The sequence below is a fragment of the Bacillus methanolicus PB1 genome, assembly GCF_000262755.1.
Lineage (GTDB): Bacteria > Bacillota > Bacilli > Bacillales > Cytobacillaceae > Bacillus_Z > Bacillus_Z methanolicus.
The window spans coordinates 652,668-671,198 of sequence record NZ_AFEU01000002.1 but is presented as its reverse complement, the minus strand read 5'-3'; the positions used below and the strand labels follow the sequence as shown (position 1 = coordinate 671,198).

Below are 18,531 nucleotides of genomic sequence, written 5' to 3'. Positions count from 1 at the left end.
TTCTATGATTGGAGTTGAGGATAAGAATATATTTCTGTAATTTTTCCTGGATTAAGTAAATGATAAGGATCATTTTCCCGCTTTAGTTTAATAATTTTGTCCATTCTTAAGCTCCATCCGCCGAATCCAAGCAAATACGTATGGGGGTCATGTACTTTCGCACCTATGTCAAGAATGAACTGAATAATTTTATACAACCGTTCATATGATGTATAACGAACAACTGGCAATGCCGCCGGAATAATCTTTCCGGATCTTTTTATAAATTCAAAATGCAGCTGAACTTCATCGCCGAATTGGCCTTTTAGCAAATGAACCTGATCCAGCAAATGATCAATATCAAACTCAACTTGTAAATAGGAAATATTTTTTTCGTATTTATGGGCCCAAAGAGTGGCATGGTTCCAGGTAAAATCAGAAAGGCGAATTCCTTTTCTGTATTGTTCGGCAGGAATGATGTGTCCAACAATTCCTTTGTATTCCTTAACGATTTTCATAAAATCGTCTTTTATCTTTTCATCCACTTCAATCATTGTTAATGTCTTATTAGGCAAAATATACGGTTTAAGAGGAATAAAATGTTTAGTTAGCGACTCTTCGCAAACAGATAGCAGCCTCTTTTTCATTGAATTCTTTTCAGCAAATATATGTGAGAAACGAAGAGCTTCATCTAAAGATTCATGAAAAACCATCACTTGCATCCAATCTGTTTTCGGCTCAATGGGTAATTGAAGTTCGGTCATAACTCCCAGCGTACCGTAATTATGAATATAATGTTGAAGGTTATCCCCTGAAATATTCAGTTTCCTGGGATGTTCCTCAATGGTATATACCGCTGCGCCAAGCACATTACCATCCCATAAATTTCCCCATGTAATAGAACCGATTCCTCCGGACCCTCCCGCCACAAAACCACCAACCGTCGATTTCATATAGGTGCTGGGCATGATGCGCAATTCTTTCCTGTATTGAAGAAGAAAACGTTCAAGATTCCCAATTCTTATACCAGCCTGAACGGCCACCGTATTACTTTCTATTTGAAGCACCTTATCAAATTTAGTCATGTCGATCACAATTCCGCCTTCAATGGGAACAGCTTGGCCATAATTTCCCGTTCCGGCTCCTCTTACTGTAATCGGGACTTTCTTTTTTACAGCAAATGAAATCAATGATATTAGTTCTTCCTCTGCAGAAGGAAGAGCAATGCAATCCGCTATTTTATCTTTTAATTTCCGTTCGAGAATTGGAGAGTACCAATAATAATCTTTTGAAAATTTTTCTCTTGCCGTATCGTCTAAGAGAACATTTTCTGAACCTAACATCTGTTTCAATTCTGTTTTCCAAGTCATGTCCCTTCCTCCCCGCTTGTTGATTCGAAATCAAACCATTGACGTGTTTGTTAAGAGCGATTGCGGCGGCATTTTCTCTATTTTCGCTAGAACACATCCTTCCAACACTGAGTTTTCATAGAACTTTTGACACTACCCTTTCTTTAATGTTTCAAACGATTAGATACTTTTGCCACAAGATCACTAAATTCATGGGTGTTTCGAAATTCATCTTCCCGGGAATAAGAGAAAGGAACATCAACCAATGAAGCAATTTTCCCCGGACTCGGCGTCATGACAGCTATTTTAGTAGACAAGTATACTGCTTCAAATACATTATGAGTGATAAACAGAACAGTCATTCGGTGTTTTTTCCATATATTCAATAGTTCGTACTGCAAGTTTTGTCTTGTTATTTCATCGAGTGCTCCAAACGGTTCATCCATTAGCAATAGTTTCGGTTTCGAAATCAATGCCCTTGCGATAGATACACGCATTTTCATGCCGCCTGATAAATGGCGCGGCAATACGTTTATATAATTCTTTAAACCTACCAATTCTAAAACTTGATACGCCTTTTCTACACATACTTTTTTTGGCATCCCCCGAATCTCTAAAGGAAGCATCACATTATCGATCACTTTTCTCCATGGAAGAAGTGTTGAATCTTGGAAAACAAATGCGATATCAGTACTATTTTCCCTAAACTTTTTTGGCGGTGCTCCGAAAATTTCAATGCTCCCCTTTGAAGGTTCGACAAGTCCGCTTATCATTTTAAAAATTGTCGATTTTCCGCATCCTGAAGGGCCGACAAATGATAAAAATTCTCCTTCCCTGATCGTCAAATTAATATTGCTTACAGCAATGTTCCCGTTTTGATATGTTTTACTTACATGATCCATTTTCACAACGGTATTCTGTTCTTCCAGGGCGTTAATTTCCTCTATTTGTTGGAGTTCCAGAAGTTCCAATGTAATCATCCTTTCTTTTACAATGATGAATCTGAAGAAACACATGTTAATTCATCTATTTCGAATTCAGCCATTTCCCGCAATACTTGCGCCAATATTTCGCTTAAACGCCCGATTATTTTCTCACCTTTTTCTTTCGTTGCTTTTCTTGCATTTCCCAAAATTCCTGTATTTGAAATATCTTCCATTTTCCAAGCGAAATAATTGTTGCCTTTTAGTTGAAGATGCTTAATTTTCATTGGAAATTGCATAATCTCGCTCGGACAAAGTTCCTTTTTCACCCATTCAGATTTAAAAGAAAGAACTAAAGATGTTTCTACTTCACCCCCATGAATTCCATATGCAGCTTCTTGTTTCGTGATGATATCTTCGGCAACATCAAAGTCATAACTATTCAAGCGGAAAGTAATCAAACCTGTTTCAATTCGAATATCACGAGCAATCATATTTAATAAGTCGTGGTTTCCTCCGTGAGTATTAAATAATACTAGTTTTCTAAACCCACTTTTTTGCAGACTAGTTGCAATATCTTTAACAATTAATTGCAGCGTACTCCCTGAAAGGGATATTGTTCCTGCATATCCGAGATGTTCTGTACTTTTTCCATATGGGATTGCCGGAAGAATCCATATGTTGTCATCCTCATTCAAATAATTGCATACAGCTTTTAATACTCCCTCCGCTATTAATGAATCAGTATATATAGGCAAATGAGGTCCGTGTTGTTCTACTGCGCCAATAGGGAGAATCACTAGTGCCTTTTGTTTGGGCAATTCTTCAACTTGTTTACTTGTAAGCCTCCCCAAGAAATTTCGTTCAAAAACCTCACCATGATAGCACAGATCCATCTTTCACCACCTCTATTTTCGTATAATCCACCTGTTTTACGTAATTTTATATTTTCAACATTTTTATGTCACATATATTGTTAAATTTTTTATCAAAAAAATTAATAAATATCTAAAAATTAATAATTTAATGTAATAAAACTTTACATACTAATTGAAAATTTTTTAGATCTATTTGCATAATTATCAAAAACACCTGAAAACAGGTTCATTACCACAAAATGTACTTAGCACGTTTCTTGGCGAATAGATGGAGGAAATACAATGGGAAATTTGCTTATTAGAAATGCACAAATTATTACAATGAATCCAGCTGATGAAATAATAATGGGCGACATTTTTATAAAAAATGACACAATTCACACTATCGGTCCGGAATTAAATCCAGATTGTGCTGATAAAATCATCAATGCAGAAAATCGTACTGTCATTCCGGGATTTATACAAACTCACATTCACTTATGCCAAACTCTTTTTCGCGGGAAAGGGGATGATTTGGAGTTACTGGACTGGTTGAAAAAACGGATTTGGCCATTAGAAGCAGCACACGATGAAGATTCGATATATTATTCAGCATTGCTTGGCATCGGAGAACTTATCCAGAGCGGCACCACGACAATTGTGGACATGGAAACGGTCCATCATACAGAATTTGCTTTTCAAGCAATTGCCAAAAGCGGGATAAGAGCTTTGTCAGGAAAAGTGATGATGGATAAAGGCGATGATGTTCCAATTGGATTACAAGAAAAGACGTCTGATTCTATACAAGAAAGTGTCGATTTACTAGAAAAATGGAACATGTTTGATAATGGAAGAATTCAATATGCCTTCTCCCCCCGATTTGTAATTTCATGTACAGAAGAACTATTGAAAGAGATTCGAAGCCTATCTGAAACATATGATGTGAAAGTTCATACCCACGCATCAGAAAATCAAAAAGAAATTGAAATTATACAAAGAGAAACAGGCATGAGAAATATTGAGTATCTTGACTATCTCGGACTGGCAAACGAGCGGCTAATATTAGCCCACTGCATTTGGCTCGATGAGAGAGAAAAGAAAATAATCAAAGAAAAAGGTGTCCATATCAGCCATTGCCCCGGGTCGAATTTAAAATTGGCATCGGGAATTGCCGGCATTCCGGACTTGCTCCGTATGGGCGTTTCATTAAGTCTGGGTGCAGATGGGGCGCCATGTAATAATAATTTAAATATGTTTAACGAAATGAGATTAGCGGCGCTTATTCAAAAACCTATACATGGGCCAACGGCAATGAATGCAAGAAGCGTTTTCGAAATGGCAACAATTGGAGGCGCCAAAGCAGTTGGATTAGAGAACGAAATTGGTAGTATCGAGGTCGGCAAAAAAGCGGATTTGGTCATCTTAAATTTGAACAATTTTCATACATATCCTTCCTATGATTATGACCCCATTTCTCGCATCGTTTACTCCGCTTCGAGAGATGACGTGGAAACAACCATTATTAACGGACAAATTGTCATGGAAAACAAGGTGGTAAAAACCATCGACAAAGACATTGTTTTATATGAAGCAAACCGTTCTATTAAAAGACTTCTAAAAAGGGCAGGCTTTATTTATAATGAGGTAGCTTTTTAAAAACGGGCTGACTCATATGTAACGGGGCTGACTCCTCCAATATAACAATACTTTTCGGAGGTAGTCAGACCCGATTTTGTTCTTATATTGGAATGAAAGCTTTAAAATGTGTTTTGAGTTTGACGGCTCATTTTTCGTAATAAAGGCTAATAAACGCAAACGTCGCTTCATTTTTTGAAATTAAGGCTCATATTTGAAAACGAAGGCTCATATTTCAGATTAAGGGCTCATATTTAAAATTAAAGGCTCATAAATCAAAATAAAGGCTCACTTTTGCTAACGTCGGCTCATTTTCAGATTGAAGGCTCATATTTCAGATTAAGGGCTCATATTTAAAATTAAAGGCTCATTTTTCGAAATAAAGGCTCATATATCAAAATAAAGGCTCATATATCAAAATAAAGGCTCATATATGAAATTAGCGGCTCATAAATCAAAATAAGGGCTCATATATGAAATTAAAGGCTCATATATCATTTTTCCGGCAACATATCAGCTATAATTTTACTAACAATCCTTCAAAGTGTTTCTAAATCTGATTTTCAATGCCAAAATGTCGGGAAATTTATATAAAAGACGAAAAACTCGCATGATCGGGTCTCTCATTCTTGTATAATTTAGCAGAAAAATAGTAATTTAGACTTACTTCCATGAAAAGAAAATTAAGGTAAGATAATTTATAAAGGTACAGCCAAGGAAACTTGGCGTCACAAAGCTAGAGGGGCTAAGGGGAAACCTATGCCAGCCAGCTGTCATTACCAAAAATAATTTCACACACAAAAGGAGGAAGTTGGTAATGTTAAAAAAAGGATTGCCGATTTTACTTGCATCAATGCTCGTCGCATCGCCTGCATTCGCAGCCAAGCATGATGAGAAGCAGGAAACGCGAGAAAAGCAAGTGGAAAAAAGTGAGAAAGTTGTAAAGAAAGAAGAGAAGAAAAAACAAGAAAAGAAGAAACAAGAGTTAAAGAAAAAACAAGAGTCAAAGAAAAAGCAACAAAAGAAAAAACAAGAGTTAAAGAAAAAACAGGAACAAGCGAAAAAAGAGAAACAGATGCTTGCGAAAAAATTGGCTCAATTAAATAAACAAGTGAGCAAAATCGAAGAACGAATGAATAAAGTGACGGCCGACATTCAATCGCTCAGCCAGCCGACGAACGAAACGGTAACGCCGGCGGAAACGAATACGACACCTTCGCCGACAGATCAAAAACAAACGAGCGATCCGGCTGCAACCGAACAAACAGGCGCTGCGGCAGCGGATTCCACATCTTCCACATCCGTTTCGGACACTCAAGATACTTCAGACACTCAAACAACGACTTCTGAAGAGCAGCCTGCAGAAGATCAAGACAACAGCAAAGAAGCAAATGCAGTGGATCAAGATGATAACGAAAAAGGAAATGCAAATGATCAAGACGGTAACGAAGAAGGAAATGCAGAAGATCAAGACGACAGCGAAGAAGCAAAACAAGAACAAATCGATGAGTTAATCGGCAAGCTGCATTCGCTTTCTAATCAAATAAAAGCCGTGACAAATGAAATTCGTGCGTTAGAAAAGAAAGTCGGCACGAAAAATCAAGAAATTCAGAAATTAAAAGAAAAAGTAAAAACGTTAAATGAGCAAATGCAGCAAAATAAAAAAGCGCTAATCAACTTGTTGTAATGAGCACCGATGTTGGGTGCTCTTTTTTTATGCTGTTGCAATCATGAATTCCCCCTTGGCCCGCTAAAACAGCCTCCCCCTGAAATGATTCTTCTATATCTCTTTATCCTTCGAGTTTTTTCCATTTGGCGTTTCTGCCTTTTCCTGTTGAAGCAATCTTCTGTTCTTCTTTTAATTTATTTAACACTCGATTAATTGTGGATTCGCTCACATCGGGACAGGCATTACGAATATCTTCTTTGGTGAAATATCCTATCTTCTTATCAATAAACTCTTCCACTCTCGCACTTTTATCTCCAGCACGAGATTCAACGACTCCTACCCTTTCTTCCAACTGTTTATAAGCAGCCACAATCGTTCCTAAAAGGTAGTTTGTCCAAGAGAATATATCATTCTGTCCTTCATGCCAACCGATGGAAGATCGCTTTAGCGTTTCATAGTAGGTTTCTTTGCTCTCTTCTATAACCTTTTCTAAACTGATATAGCGACCTACTTCATATCCGAATTTGTAGAGCAGCAATAAAGTGAGTAAGCGCGCCATACGTCCGTTGCCATCATCAAAGGGATGAATACAAAGAAAATCTAAGATGAAAACAGCAATCAAAATTAACGGTTCTACATCTTGTTGGTTTACTCGTTCTCTATACTCTTCAATGAGGTTATTCATTGCTTCAGGAGTTTGGAATGCAGGAGTCGGTACAAATCGAACATAAGTCTCACCAGTTGGGAGTTTTTCTTTAATATAGTTATCGTTTTGTTTCCAACGCCCACCTTCCGCTGAGACGAATTTATACAAATCTCGATGAAGTTGCAGTAATACATTACTGTTAATAGGAATGACATCATACGAAGAGTGGATCGTATTCAGTACATCACGATACCCGGCTATTTCGCCCTCTGAGCGGTCCAGCGGTTCAGTATTATGATTTTGCATAATTGCTTTTAAACGCTTATCTGTAATAATTATACCTTCAATCGAGTTAGAAGCCTTTGTAGACTGAATGACTGCTACTTCACGCAACGTATTTAATATTTGGGGAGACTGCTTTTTGTACAAATCCTGTTTCCCTTTATATTCGTTTATTTTGCTAATCAACTGTACGGTTGTCATTGGTAATCGTAAATTCTTTAGTTCCTCATAGTGAAATCTTCTCATTTTTTCACCCCAATAATGTTCAAATAAAAGAAAATGACTATATTTATCTTATCATAAATATAGTCAATTTGACATAAATATATTCATTTTTACAAATATGATATTTATAGTGAAATTAACCTGATGACGTAAACAGTACCATTTGCAAGATTTTACATTAAATCCTCTCATAATAACAATGTTCTTCTACTTCTTCCCAAGTCATATAAATGCGAACAATATCTTCCTCAATTAATTGTGTTCCTGTTTGCACTTCAATGAATTCTAAATCAGTAATTGCTTTAATTCCATGCTTAGCACCGACAGGAATTTCAAGAACATCGCCCGGCTTCACACGGCGAATTTCACCATTAAAAGCTAATTCTCCTTCACCTTTAATGATGGTCCACACTTCGATCCGATGATGATGCATTTGGTAGCTTAAGTTTTTGCCCGCTTTAATGCCGATTCGTTTTGTTATTGCTTCTCGTCCATCTTCCAACTTTGTATAATCTAATACCCGGTACCAGCCCCAGCGGCGTTCTTCGTACATTGGACGCCGATTAAAATCATTGACAAGCTCTTTAATTTTCGGACTTGCTGCTTTATCGGAAACTAAAATACCGTCCGGACTGACTGCAATAATGGCGTTCGACACTCCTAATACGGCAACCGGAATATCCAACTCATTAATTAAATGAGTATTTTCCGAAGCAGCAATAACACCTTTGCCGATTTGGTTTGCTGCCATTTCCTCCGTCAACGTATTCCATGTTCCAAGGTCTTTCCAATAACCGGCATATGGCAATACAACAATATGTTCTGTCTTTTCTGCGACCTCATAGTCAAAGCTGATTTTTGGCAGCTTATCATACTGCTTTAATAACTCATCATATTGAATTGGAAGTCCTTTTTCTTGCAGCAAGGAAATTATATAATCAAGCTTAAACGCAGACACGCCGCAGTTCCAAAGTGCGCCTTGTTCAATTAATTCTGCTGCTTTCTCTTCGGTTGGCTTCTCTGTAAAATGTCTAACTTTTAAATAACTGTTATCACCAGTTTTAAAAGCAGGAACAATATAACCGTACTTCTCTGATGGATACGTTGGCTCCACACCAATTAATGCCAAATCCGCACCACTCTCAAGCACGGTTTCCTCTAAATCTTTCACTCGATCAAAAAAACGGTTCTCTGCAAACGGATCAACAGGCAATACGGCAACAACTTCGTTTAAGTTCATTCCCTGCACACTATATAAATATACCGACGCAAACGCAATAGCCGGAAACGTATCGTGTCGCATCGGTTCAATAATAATCGGCACATCTTTTCCTAATTGGCTTTGAATCATGTCGACTTGGGATTTACTTGTCGCAATAACAGCCGAGTCAGCAAGGCCGGCATTTACTAACTGCCCCCAGACACGCTGGACCATCGACTGAAGTTCACTATTTTGATTCTTTAAAACTTTTAAAAACTGTTTTGAGCGGGCATCGTTTGATAACGGCCAAAGACGTTTGCCTGAGCCGCCGGAAAGTAATACAAGTTTCATGACAAATAACTCCCTTTTTACTTTCTGCAATAAAAGATTTTTAAAACCATCCCCGCCTTTCTTTCAAAGGCGGGGATGGTTCACATATGAAATGAACAACCCTTCTCCAACACCTATCTGATACATATAATACAAGCCATAGAATATACTAATCATCGAAACTGCTTTTAAAATGAACTGATAAACTATCTGCTTATCTTTCATCCAGATAAACGGCAGGCCCAGGAACGTAGTAAATAACATCATGCCGGCGATCGTACCCGTACCAAATATCAGTATAAATAGGAGCGCCTGCAATTGATTATCAACGGTTGTTAACGTTAACAGAATCATTCCGGCGCTTCCGGCCAGTCCATGAATAATTCCAATTAAGGTTGATTTTACATGCAGATGGTTGATCGTCGTTTCTTTTCTAACAGGATTCATAAAAGCGGAACGAAAGCTTGCAATTCCCAAGACTACGATCATGACTCCAACGGCCAGTTCCAGCCACATTGCCGTTTTTTCCGGTATTTGCTGCTCCATCCCAATCATAATCATTCCAATGACAGATAGTGTTAAGGTGTGGCCAATCCCCCAAAAGATCCCTGCGAGGGATGAAAGGGAAAGTTTGCTCGTCCGGCTCGCAATCGTCGATACAGCGATGACATGATCCGGTTCCGTTGCATGTTTGATTCCCAAGACAAATCCAAAAAGCAATATCGGCAATACGGTGCTCATCAGCACTTCATCTCCTTACTCTTAGTACTTTCGCAAAAAAACAGGTTCTTCGCGAAAGCATTCTTCGCGCACAAACTGATGAATCATTTGAAAAATCGTTTCAATTACATACGTTTCGTGAGCTAAAACACGAACAATCAATCCGGGAATAATAGGGGTTGACCATCCAAGGTGAACAGAATCAGGAACACGCGCTGTCATCCTTTCAAATTTTTGAAGAAAATCTTTTGTAATAAAAGGACTGATCACAAAAAGAGAACCAACATGAGTATATCCTTCCATTCGCATAATTCCTTCCATCCCTGTGCCCGGTTCTAAATAGAGATGATCAAACAACATTAAATTGCCTTCATAATAAAGCTTTAATTTCGAACGAATCCAATCGTAGCGAAACAGATCGCCGCTTTCTGACCACCCCGGCGTCATAATATCCCCATAAATGAATGTAGAGCTTTCTTTCATATAAACGGTCGTTTCTTGATAAAATTGAGCCCTTTCATAAGCAATGACCGGGTCGGGAAAAAATTCGAGCACGCTTTGATCATCAAGGGAAAACACTGTATATTGCTGCACCGGCTCCTTGACTGTCTTATATATTTTTGTTGCCGATTGCGTGGTGGCAATCAGATGTGCTCCTCCTTGCAGCGTGATTTCCGACTTGTACCGGTCTCCGTCTACATACCCTCCTCCTACATGAATCAAGTAAATCGCCGGGTGAGAAGGATAAAGGTAGATCGGCCTGGTCAACTTAAAAGCTCCCTCATAATAGCTATCGGAAATAACCGTACGGCCGTTTTTCTCCATTGCCGTACACCGCAGCAGCCCTGACCAGCTCATTCTGCCAACCCTGCCAGCATCACTTGTTTGTTCATCCACTCCACTACTTCCGCTAATCCGATTTCTTCTTTTAAATTGGTGAAAATAACCGGTTTTGTTCCGCGCGCCGATTTTGCATCCCGCTCCATCACTTCCAAACTTGCCCCTACATAAGGGGCGAGGTCGATTTTATTAATCACCAGCAAGTCGGATTTAATCATTCCCTGCCCGCCTTTGCGCGGAATTTTTTCCCCCTGCGCTACATCAATCACATAAATCGAAAAATCAACGAGCTCCGGACTGAATGTGGCGGCCAAATTATCGCCGCCGCTTTCGATAAAAATAATTTCTACATCCGGGTAACGTTCTTTTAACTCGTCAATCGCCGCAAAATTCATCGAAGCATCCTCGCGAATGGCAGTATGCGGACATCCTCCGGTCTCCACGCCAATAATCCGGTCTTCCGGCAGCACACTATGTTTCACAAGAAACTGCGCATCTTCTTTTGTATAAATATCATTTGTTACGACTGCCAAGCTGAATTTGCGGTGCAGCGCCCGGGTAAGTTTTTCTACAAGTATCGTCTTTCCGGCGCCGACCGGTCCGCCGATTCCTATTCTTACCGGTTCCATTTCCATTTCATCTCCTTTTCAAAAAATTAAGACATAAATAAGCGAACAGAAAGCCGTTCATGCTGCATTTGCGCGATTTCCAATCCCGGTGCTGCCGCTCCTAATTCCTCTTCCGTCAACGTATGGATCTTCTGCACCGCTTTTTTCAAATGCGGCTGTACGAAAACGAGCAGCCGCTGCCCATCGGTCTGGCCGAGCGGAATGCCGCGGACCGCATTTTGAACAAGAGCTTGGACAGAAGTATATAAATGCGATAAAACCGCCGTATCTTTCGGAATTTCCAAATGATAGCAAATGATGGCGAAAACAACAGCAGGATGCATATACCTGCGTTTCTTTTTCTCATCATTCCATCTATCCAAAGGATAGATTTCGCGGCAGATTTTCCACATTCGTTCCCCGATCATCCGCGTTCCTTCTCTCGTTTCTCTCGCCGGGCAAAGCGCCGCCAGCATGTCATTTAACCGCCATACATCCTCTTTCGATTTTTCCTCTAAAAAATCGTACGTTAACCGGCACGCCAATCCATCGGTATACGTCAGCTGCGTTTGTATATAAGCACAGAGCGCATCTCGAAACGTTTCATAGCTATTGATCTTTTCATTGGAAATATACGTTTCAAATCCAAAGGAATGGGAAAATGCTCCGGAAGGAAAGTTCGAATCGCACAGCTGCAATAAAGGCAGCAGCTTATCCATCATGGCGATGACCGATATGTCGAAATGCTTGTTTTACTTTTCGTTTTTCCCGCTGATACGGAATATGCAATTGTTTTAGCTGCTCTTCGACCAAGTAGTCATATTGAACGAGCATTTCCTCCCCTTCGAATTGAGCAGGCAAATGACGATTTCCGAGCTGATGCGCAATTTCTCCCATCTGTTTCATTGATGCAGGACGAATGACAAGCAAATCATCAGGCAGCACACTCACAACAATCACATTTTTTTGATCCATAAACAAGATATCGCCATCGGTTAATTCCTTTGATTCTTTTAAACGAATTCCTAATTCTCTGCCATGATCCGTGACAACGCGTTGAATTCGTTTGACTAAATCATCGCTACTTAAATGCACCCGTTCCATATGCGGAGGCAATTGGTCCAACATTCCAATATTTCCGACTATTTGTTCGACAATCATTTTTTTCTCACCTCAAAATAAGAAATATCGCTGCGCCATTGGAACAACTTCGGCCGGTTCACACGTAATAACGGCACCGTCGACTTTTACCTCGTACGTTTGCGGGTCGACATCAATTGTTGGCATCGCATTGTTATACACCATATCATTTTTCGTCAAGCTTCGAATGTTCTCTGCCGGTTGAATGATTTTTTGCAAATTCAATTTCTGCGGGATTCCGAGCTCAAAAGCTGCTTTCGATACAAATGTAATCGAAGTGTTATATAAGGCTTTCCCATAACTTGCAAACATCGGCCGATACATGACCGGCTGCGGAGTCGGAATGCTCGCATTCGGATCTCCCATAACGCTATAGGCAATCATTCCCCCTTTTAAAACAAGTTCCGGTTTTACGCCGAAAAATGCAGGATGCCAAACGACTAAATCGGCCAATTTGCCCACTTCGACCGATCCGACGTGCTTCGCAATTCCATGGGTAAGGGCCGGATTAATCGTATATTTGGCAATGTAACGCTTTACGCGGAAATTATCGCCGCTGCCTGTCTCATCCGGCAGTCTTCCAAATTGCTTTTTCATCTTATCCGCTGTCTGCCATGTTCGCAAAATCACTTCCCCGACGCGTCCCATCGCTTGCGAATCGGAACTGATCATGCTGAAAACGCCTAAATCTTGGAGAATATCTTCCGCCGCAATCGTTTCTTTTCGGATGCGGGAATCAGCAAATGCAAGATCTTCGGGAACAGACGGGTCTAAATGATGACAAACCATCAACATGTCTAAATGCTCATCCAACGTATTTTTCGTATAAGGCCGCGTCGGATTTGTGGATGAAGGCAATATATTTGGAAAACTTGCTGCTTTAATAATATCCGGCGCATGTCCCCCGCCCGCTCCTTCCGTATGATATGTGTGAATGACGCGCCCGTTGATCGCCCGCAGCGTATCTTCGACAAATCCTCCTTCATTCAATGTATCGGTATGAATCGCCACTTGCACATCATATTCGTCCGCGGCTTGCAAACTCGCATCAATGGCCGCCGCTGTTGTCCCCCAGTCTTCATGAAGCTTCAAGCCAATGGCTCCTGCGCGGATTTGCTCTGCTAACGGCTCTTTCGCCGATGCATTCCCTTTCCCTAAAAAACCAAAATTCACCGGAAATGCTTCAACAGATTCCAGCATACGGTGGATGTTCCATTCCCCGGGAGTACACGTCGTCGCATTCGTTCCCGTTGCAGGCCCGGTTCCTCCTCCGATCATCGTTGTAATCCCCGATGACAATGCCGTTTCGATTTGCTGCGGACAAATAAAATGAATATGGGCATCTATTCCTCCTGCGGTGACAATTTTTCCTTCAGCTGCGATAACTTCTGTCGCCGCTCCGATGATCATATTGACTCCATCCATCAACAGCGGATTGCCCGCTTTCCCGATGGCAGCAATCTTGCCGTCTTTAATACCGATATCTGCTTTATAGATTCCGGTATAGTCCAAAATAATGGCATTCGTCAGCACTAAATCCACTGATTCAGAACGCGTGGCAAGCGGGTGCTGCCCCATTCCGTCGCGAATGACTTTTCCTCCGCCGAATTTCACTTCATCGCCATAGACCGTAAAGTCCTGTTCAATCTCAATCCATAAATCAGTATCCGCTAAACGGACACAATCTCCTGTTGTCGGTCCAAACATATCCGCATATTGTTTTCGCGGCATTTGAAAACTCACAAAATCACTCCCCTTTCTTGTTATCATCAAGCGGGCCATTGACAAAATTATTCAATCCGTAAACACAACGTTCCCCCGAAAAAGGAACAAGCTCCACTTGCTTTGCATCCCCGGGTTCAAAACGCACCGCTGTTCCTGCCGGAATATTTAAATGCTTCCCGTACGCAGCTTGGCGGGGAAATTCAAGAAACGAATTCACTTCAAAAAAATGAAAATGAGATCCAACCTGGATGGGGCGGTCCCCACGATTTTTCACAATGATTTTCGTTACCGGTTTATGTTGATTGCAAACAATTGCTTCTTGTTTTAACAAATATTCCCCTGGTATCATCATTCTCCTCCATCTATTGACGTTTTGCCTTCTTTTTGTTCCCTTCACCCTTGTTGGTTCGAAATACAAACCATTGACGTGTTTGTCAAGAGCGATTGCGGCGGCATTTTCTCTACTTTCGTTAGGGCACATGCCTCCGATACTGAGTTTTTATAGAACGTTTGACACTACCATTGACGTGTTTGTCTAAAGCGATTGCGGCTTTTCCCCTATTTTCGCTGGCACATATCCCTCCTAATACTGCGTTTTTATTGAACATTTGACTCAACCTTTAACGAATCGGCTGATGAACCGTAACGAGCTTCGTGCCATCAGGAAATGTCGCTTCCACTTGGATGTCTTCAATCATTTCCGGCACTCCTTCCATCACATCTTCACGGGTTAAAATCGTTGTCCCATATTGCATCAGCTCTGCCACCGTACGTCCATCGCGCGCCCCTTCCAAAACTTCAAATGTTATTAAAGCAACTGCTTCAGGATAATTCAGCTTTAATCCCCTCTCTTTTCGGCGGCGTGCGACATCCGCAGCTACTGCAATAAGCAGCTTCTCTTGTTCGCGGGCGGTTAATTTCAATTTCTCTCCTCCCTTCTTATCCTTTTTAAACAATCAAAAACTGTTGAATGTCATTTATATTCGTTTCACTGACATGCCCATGTTCGACAACGGCGCCGCGATCGAAAATATAAAAGTAGTCAGCGCATGAAAAAGCCAAATCCAAACTATGCTCTACAAGCACAATGCCGACCCTTTTTTCTTTTGCAATTTTTACAATGACATCACGAATAAGCTGTACGATCGATGGTTGAATTCCTTCCATCGGTTCATCAAGCAAAAGCAACTTAGGCTGGCCAATAAGCGCACGGGCAATGGCAAGCTGCTGCTGCTGCCCGCCGCTTAAATCTCCCCCTTTTCGATGCAGCATTTCTTTTAATATAGGAAATAACTCGTATATTTCTTCTAAAATCTGTGATTGGTTGACTTTCCTAGGAAGCGCCTCAAACCCAAGCAATAAATTTTCTTCCACTGTCAACGAAGAAAAGATTTCCCTTCCTTGGGGAACATAGCCAATGCCTTTTCTTACTTTCTCTTCAGGGGGCAATGAGGTAATATCCTCATTCTCCCACTCGATTGTGCCGGCAATCGGTTTAATTAACCCGATGATGCTCTTAATAAGCGTCGTTTTTCCGACGCCATTTCGCCCAAGCACCGCTGTAACAGCACCTTTTGAAACTTGGATGCTTACATTTTCTAAAACGACGCTTTGTCCATATCCGGCTGCAACGTTTTGAACGCTTAACACGCTTTCTCCTCCCTTCCTAAATAAACTTCTACAACTTTTTCATTTTGCTGAATGTCCTCCATTGTCCCTTCACATAATACTTTCCCTTCATGCATGACCGTAACTTGTTTAGAAAAACGCCGCACAAAATCCATATCATGCTCCACAATGACGACAGCACAGGTGCGCGCAATTTCATGGATCAATTCCCCTGTCCGTTCACGCTCCGCTTCGCTCATTCCGGCAATCGGTTCATCAAGCAGAAGCAGCTGAGGAAATTGAATAAGCTGCATTCCAATTTCCAGCCACTGTTTTTGGCCGTGTGAAAGAGAACCGGCCTTTTGATCGGCATAATCGAATAATTGGATGCGCTGCAGCAGTGAGGTGATCGCATCCCGCTCTTCCCGCGACAACTTGCCCCACAGAACAGCAAACAATCCACGATCTTGTTTTAAAGCGAGCTCCATATTCTCCCACACCGTCAACTGATGAAAAATCGACGGGCTTTGAAATTTCCGCGAAATGCCAAGCCGCACAATTTTGTGCTCCGGCATTTTCGTAATATCGTGTGTGTTAAATAACACTTTACCGCCGGACGCTCTTGTTTTTCCACAGATCACATCAAGCAGCGTCGTTTTTCCCGCTCCGTTTGGTCCGATTAAAAATCGCACTTCGTTTGGATAAACTTCAAGATTTGCCCCTTGCAATGCGTGAAATCCGTCAAAATCCACCGACACTTCACGACACATGAGAACCGGCTTCATATGTTCTTCTCTCCCTTTGTTCTTTTCTTTGCCTAATAGACTGATATACACCTGCAAGTCCGTTCGGCAAAAACATGACCATACCGATAAATAATCCTCCTAAAAACAGCAGCCATATATCAGGATAATTTTCGCTGAAAAAGCTTTTCGCACTGTTCACGGCAACAGCTCCTATAACAGCCCCAATTAACGAACTCCTTCCTCCGACGGCAACCCATAACACCATTTCAATCGATGGAATAATTCCCATCATAGCCGGAGAAATAAGTCCCACTTGCAAAACAAACATGACGCCCGCCAGCGCAGCAAAAGCCGCGGAAAGACTATAGACAAACACCTTGTACGTTGTTGGATTAAAACCTAAAAAGCGGACCCTGTTTTCACTATCCCGAATGGCGACAAGCACGCGGCCGAACCGGCTCATCGTCAACCAACGGGAGAAAAGGAAAATGAATAAAAGCAATACAACGGTTAACATGTAAAGAATAATTTGTGTCAGAGGAGAAGATAAAGAAAAACCGAAAACAGTGGAAAAATTCGTTAATCCATTCGTTCCTCCCGTCCATTCCTGCTTTCCGATGAACAATGTAACAAACACAACAACAACAGCTTGTGATATTAAAGAAAAATAGACGCCTTTAATCCGATTTTTAAACGTAAAATAACTCAGAAATGCTGCCAGCAGCACCGGGATGATAATGGCTGAAGAAATAGCGAAAAGAGGATGTTCAAACGGTTTCCAAAACCATGGAAGCTGCGCTGCACCGCTCCACTCCATGAAATCAGGCAGCCGCCCATGCGAAGACTCTAATTTTAAATACATGGCCATACAGTAAGCACCTAAACCAAAGTACACACCATGGCCTAAACTTAAAATCCCTGTATAGCCCCAAATCAAAGAAATCCCTATCGCAATCATGGCAAAGCAGAGAAATTTTCCAAGCAGCGATAAGCGAAATTCGGTTAAATAAAACGGTGCTGCAAACAAAGCAAGAAAAAACAGCCAATAAAGCCAGCCTTTTTTTATCAACTTTGACACCCCCTTAATCAAGTGATCTTGTTCTTACACTGACAAGCCCCGAAGGCTTCCATTGCAAAAAGGCGATAATAAGTGCAAAAATAATTACTTTTGCCATCGTCGCACTTGTCGAATACTCCATCAACGTACTAACTATTCCGATTCCAAACGCTCCCAACACCGTACCGATCAGTTTTCCTATCCCTCCTAAAATGACAACCATGAACGCATCGACAATATAATACGTTCCAATCGTTGGACCAATCGGACCGAGCAGCGTCAACGCACAGCCCGCCAAACCGGCAAAGCCGGAACCGATGGCAAAAGCATATGCATCGACTTTTCGAGTGGAAATCCCAAGGCAAGAAGCCATATCCCGGTTTAACGTGACCGCTCTCATTCTCCGGCCGGCCGGCGTTTTGTTTAAATAAATATAAAGAACAAAAATGGACAGGATGACAAATGCGAAAATAAACAGCCGTTTGTAAGGAAAGACCATTCCCGCCACGTGAATTCCTCCATCCAACCATCCTGGAGGAAGCACCGCTACATTTGGCGCACCAAAAATCGACCGTGCGATTTGCTGCAAAATCAAGCTGACTCCCCATGTCGCCAATAAACTATCCAACGGCCGATGGTATAAGTGCCGGATTAATGTTTTTTCCAATCCCCAGCCAAGGAGTGCCGAAACAAAAAAGGCAACAGGAATGGCGGCGAAGAAATAATATTCCATGGATTGCGGCGCATACTTGGCAAATATTTGTTGAACGACGTACGTCATGTACGCTCCCGCCATGATCAACTCACCATGCGCCATGTTGATGACACCCATCAGCCCAAAGGTAATCGCCAGCCCTATTGCAACAAAAAGCAAAATCGAACCTAAGCTCAATCCGTTAAATATTTGTGTAATAACTACGGACAAGAAAGCCTCCTCCTTTCCCGGAAATGGAAAGGAGCCTGAACTCCTTTCCACAACTGATGTTTTTCA

19 protein-coding genes and 1 riboswitch are annotated in these 18,531 nt (G+C 41.2%); of the genes, 2 read left to right on the top strand and 17 right to left on the bottom strand.

What is annotated here, in order from left to right; genetic code table 11:
• Window positions 1-2: 2 nt before the first annotated feature.
• From PB1_RS08345 to PB1_RS08335, 3 genes are all read right to left on the bottom strand, one after another.
• Window positions 3-1,349 (bottom strand): FAD-binding oxidoreductase, encoded by a 1,347-nt coding sequence (locus PB1_RS08345; protein ID WP_003351876.1) that lies wholly within the window; start codon window positions 1,347-1,349, stop codon window positions 3-5.
• 143 nt (window positions 1,350-1,492) lie between these two features.
• Window positions 1,493-2,308: an ABC transporter ATP-binding protein gene (locus PB1_RS08340; RefSeq protein ID WP_174269855.1), complete on the bottom strand. Its 816-nt coding sequence runs from the start codon at window positions 2,306-2,308 to the stop codon at window positions 1,493-1,495.
• Between the two features lie 8 nt (window positions 2,309-2,316).
• A complete protein-coding gene (locus tag PB1_RS08335; protein ID WP_003351874.1) occupies window positions 2,317-3,147 on the bottom strand; it encodes a creatininase family protein in 831 nt (276 codons plus the stop codon).
• A 264-nt stretch (window positions 3,148-3,411) separates the two neighbouring features.
• Here PB1_RS08335 and PB1_RS08330 point away from each other — a divergent pair, with 264 nt between their 5' ends.
• Window positions 3,412-4,764, top strand: a complete 1,353-nt coding sequence (locus PB1_RS08330) for a 5'-deoxyadenosine deaminase (protein WP_003351872.1) — start codon at window positions 3,412-3,414, stop codon at window positions 4,762-4,764.
• Window positions 4,765-5,438: 674 nt separating this feature from the next.
• Window positions 5,439-5,521, top strand: a riboswitch (cyclic di-GMP riboswitch).
• Between the two features lie 39 nt (window positions 5,522-5,560).
• A complete protein-coding gene (locus PB1_RS08325; protein ID WP_003351871.1) occupies window positions 5,561-6,430 on the top strand; it encodes a hypothetical protein in 870 nt (289 codons plus the stop codon).
• Window positions 6,431-6,533: 103 nt separating this feature from the next.
• Here PB1_RS08325 and PB1_RS08320 read toward each other — a convergent pair whose 3' ends face one another.
• The 14 genes from PB1_RS08320 to urtB all read right to left on the bottom strand — a co-directional run bounded on the left by PB1_RS08320 (window position 6,534) and on the right by urtB (window position 18,465).
• Window positions 6,534-7,586 carry a Fic family protein gene (locus PB1_RS08320; protein ID WP_003351870.1) on the bottom strand — a complete coding sequence of 351 codons (1,053 nt, stop codon included), beginning with the start codon at window positions 7,584-7,586 and terminating at the stop codon, window positions 6,534-6,536.
• Window positions 7,587-7,743: 157 nt separating this feature from the next.
• Entirely contained in the window at window positions 7,744-9,117 is a 1,374-nt protein-coding gene (locus tag PB1_RS08315) for a sugar phosphate nucleotidyltransferase (protein WP_003351869.1), read from the bottom strand.
• A gap of 63 nt (window positions 9,118-9,180) precedes the next feature.
• Window positions 9,181-9,837, bottom strand: a complete 657-nt coding sequence (locus PB1_RS08310; protein WP_003351868.1) for a hypothetical protein — start codon at window positions 9,835-9,837, stop codon at window positions 9,181-9,183.
• Between the two features lie 21 nt (window positions 9,838-9,858).
• Window positions 9,859-10,674 carry an urease accessory protein UreD gene (locus PB1_RS08305; RefSeq protein ID WP_003351867.1) on the bottom strand — a complete coding sequence of 272 codons (816 nt, stop codon included), beginning with the start codon at window positions 10,672-10,674 and terminating at the stop codon, window positions 9,859-9,861.
• Entirely contained in the window at window positions 10,671-11,285 is a 615-nt protein-coding gene (gene ureG / locus PB1_RS08300; RefSeq protein WP_003351866.1) for an urease accessory protein UreG, read from the bottom strand. Before ureG ends, PB1_RS08305 begins: the two co-directional genes overlap by 4 nt.
• Before the next feature lie 26 nt (window positions 11,286-11,311).
• Window positions 11,312-11,983, bottom strand: coding sequence for an urease accessory protein UreF (locus PB1_RS08295; protein WP_003351865.1), 672 nt, complete (start codon window positions 11,981-11,983; stop codon window positions 11,312-11,314).
• Window positions 11,976-12,425 (bottom strand): urease accessory protein UreE, encoded by a 450-nt coding sequence (gene ureE / locus PB1_RS08290; RefSeq protein WP_003351864.1) that lies wholly within the window; start codon window positions 12,423-12,425, stop codon window positions 11,976-11,978. Before ureE ends, PB1_RS08295 begins: the two co-directional genes overlap by 8 nt.
• Before the next feature lie 12 nt (window positions 12,426-12,437).
• On the bottom strand, window positions 12,438-14,147 hold the full coding sequence (ureC, locus tag PB1_RS08285) for an urease subunit alpha (RefSeq protein ID WP_003351863.1): 1,710 nt from the start codon (window positions 14,145-14,147) through the stop codon (window positions 12,438-12,440).
• A gap of 4 nt (window positions 14,148-14,151) precedes the next feature.
• Entirely contained in the window at window positions 14,152-14,478 is a 327-nt protein-coding gene (locus tag PB1_RS08280) for an urease subunit beta (RefSeq protein WP_003351861.1), read from the bottom strand.
• Window positions 14,479-14,749: 271 nt separating this feature from the next.
• Window positions 14,750-15,052 carry an urease subunit gamma gene (locus PB1_RS08275; protein WP_003351860.1) on the bottom strand — a complete coding sequence of 101 codons (303 nt, stop codon included), beginning with the start codon at window positions 15,050-15,052 and terminating at the stop codon, window positions 14,750-14,752.
• A 25-nt stretch (window positions 15,053-15,077) separates the two neighbouring features.
• Window positions 15,078-15,779 (bottom strand): urea ABC transporter ATP-binding subunit UrtE, encoded by a 702-nt coding sequence (gene urtE, locus PB1_RS08270; protein ID WP_003351859.1) that lies wholly within the window; start codon window positions 15,777-15,779, stop codon window positions 15,078-15,080.
• The gene (urtD, locus tag PB1_RS08265; RefSeq protein ID WP_003351858.1) at window positions 15,773-16,522 is read right to left on the bottom strand and encodes an urea ABC transporter ATP-binding protein UrtD; all 750 of its coding nucleotides are present in this window, start codon (window positions 16,520-16,522) and stop codon (window positions 15,773-15,775) included. Before urtD ends, urtE begins: the two co-directional genes overlap by 7 nt.
• Window positions 16,497-17,552, bottom strand: a complete 1,056-nt coding sequence (urtC, locus tag PB1_RS08260; RefSeq protein WP_003351857.1) for an urea ABC transporter permease subunit UrtC — start codon at window positions 17,550-17,552, stop codon at window positions 16,497-16,499. Before urtC ends, urtD begins: the two co-directional genes overlap by 26 nt.
• A 13-nt stretch (window positions 17,553-17,565) precedes the next feature.
• Window positions 17,566-18,465 (bottom strand): urea ABC transporter permease subunit UrtB, encoded by a 900-nt coding sequence (gene urtB, locus PB1_RS08255; protein WP_003351856.1) that lies wholly within the window; start codon window positions 18,463-18,465, stop codon window positions 17,566-17,568.
• Window positions 18,466-18,531: the final 66 nt, after the last annotated feature.

Coding starts and splice junctions, on each gene's coding strand:
- PB1_RS08310 (WP_003351868.1), bottom strand. CDS start 9,837: ATGAGCACCGTATTGCCGATATTGCTTTTTGGATTTGTCTTGGGAATC.
- PB1_RS08315 (WP_003351869.1), bottom strand. CDS start 9,117: ATGAAACTTGTATTACTTTCCGGCGGCTCAGGCAAACGTCTTTGGCCG.
- ureE (WP_003351864.1), bottom strand. CDS start 12,425: ATGATTGTCGAACAAATAGTCGGAAATATTGGAATGTTGGACCAATTG.
- PB1_RS08295 (WP_003351865.1), bottom strand. CDS start 11,983: ATGGATAAGCTGCTGCCTTTATTGCAGCTGTGCGATTCGAACTTTCCT.
- PB1_RS08335 (WP_003351874.1), bottom strand. CDS start 3,147: ATGGATCTGTGCTATCATGGTGAGGTTTTTGAACGAAATTTCTTGGGG.
- PB1_RS08320 (WP_003351870.1), bottom strand. CDS start 7,586: ATGAGAAGATTTCACTATGAGGAACTAAAGAATTTACGATTACCAATG.
- PB1_RS08280 (WP_003351861.1), bottom strand. CDS start 14,478: ATGATACCAGGGGAATATTTGTTAAAACAAGAAGCAATTGTTTGCAAT.
- PB1_RS08325 (WP_003351871.1), top strand. CDS start 5,561: ATGTTAAAAAAAGGATTGCCGATTTTACTTGCATCAATGCTCGTCGCA.
- PB1_RS08330 (WP_003351872.1), top strand. CDS start 3,412: ATGGGAAATTTGCTTATTAGAAATGCACAAATTATTACAATGAATCCA.
- PB1_RS08305 (WP_003351867.1), bottom strand. CDS start 10,674: ATGAGCTGGTCAGGGCTGCTGCGGTGTACGGCAATGGAGAAAAACGGC.
- ureG (WP_003351866.1), bottom strand. CDS start 11,285: ATGGAACCGGTAAGAATAGGAATCGGCGGACCGGTCGGCGCCGGAAAG.
- PB1_RS08340 (WP_174269855.1), bottom strand. CDS start 2,308: ATGATTACATTGGAACTTCTGGAACTCCAACAAATAGAGGAAATTAAC.
- urtD (WP_003351858.1), bottom strand. CDS start 16,522: ATGAAGCCGGTTCTCATGTGTCGTGAAGTGTCGGTGGATTTTGACGGA.
- PB1_RS08345 (WP_003351876.1), bottom strand. CDS start 1,349: ATGACTTGGAAAACAGAATTGAAACAGATGTTAGGTTCAGAAAATGTT.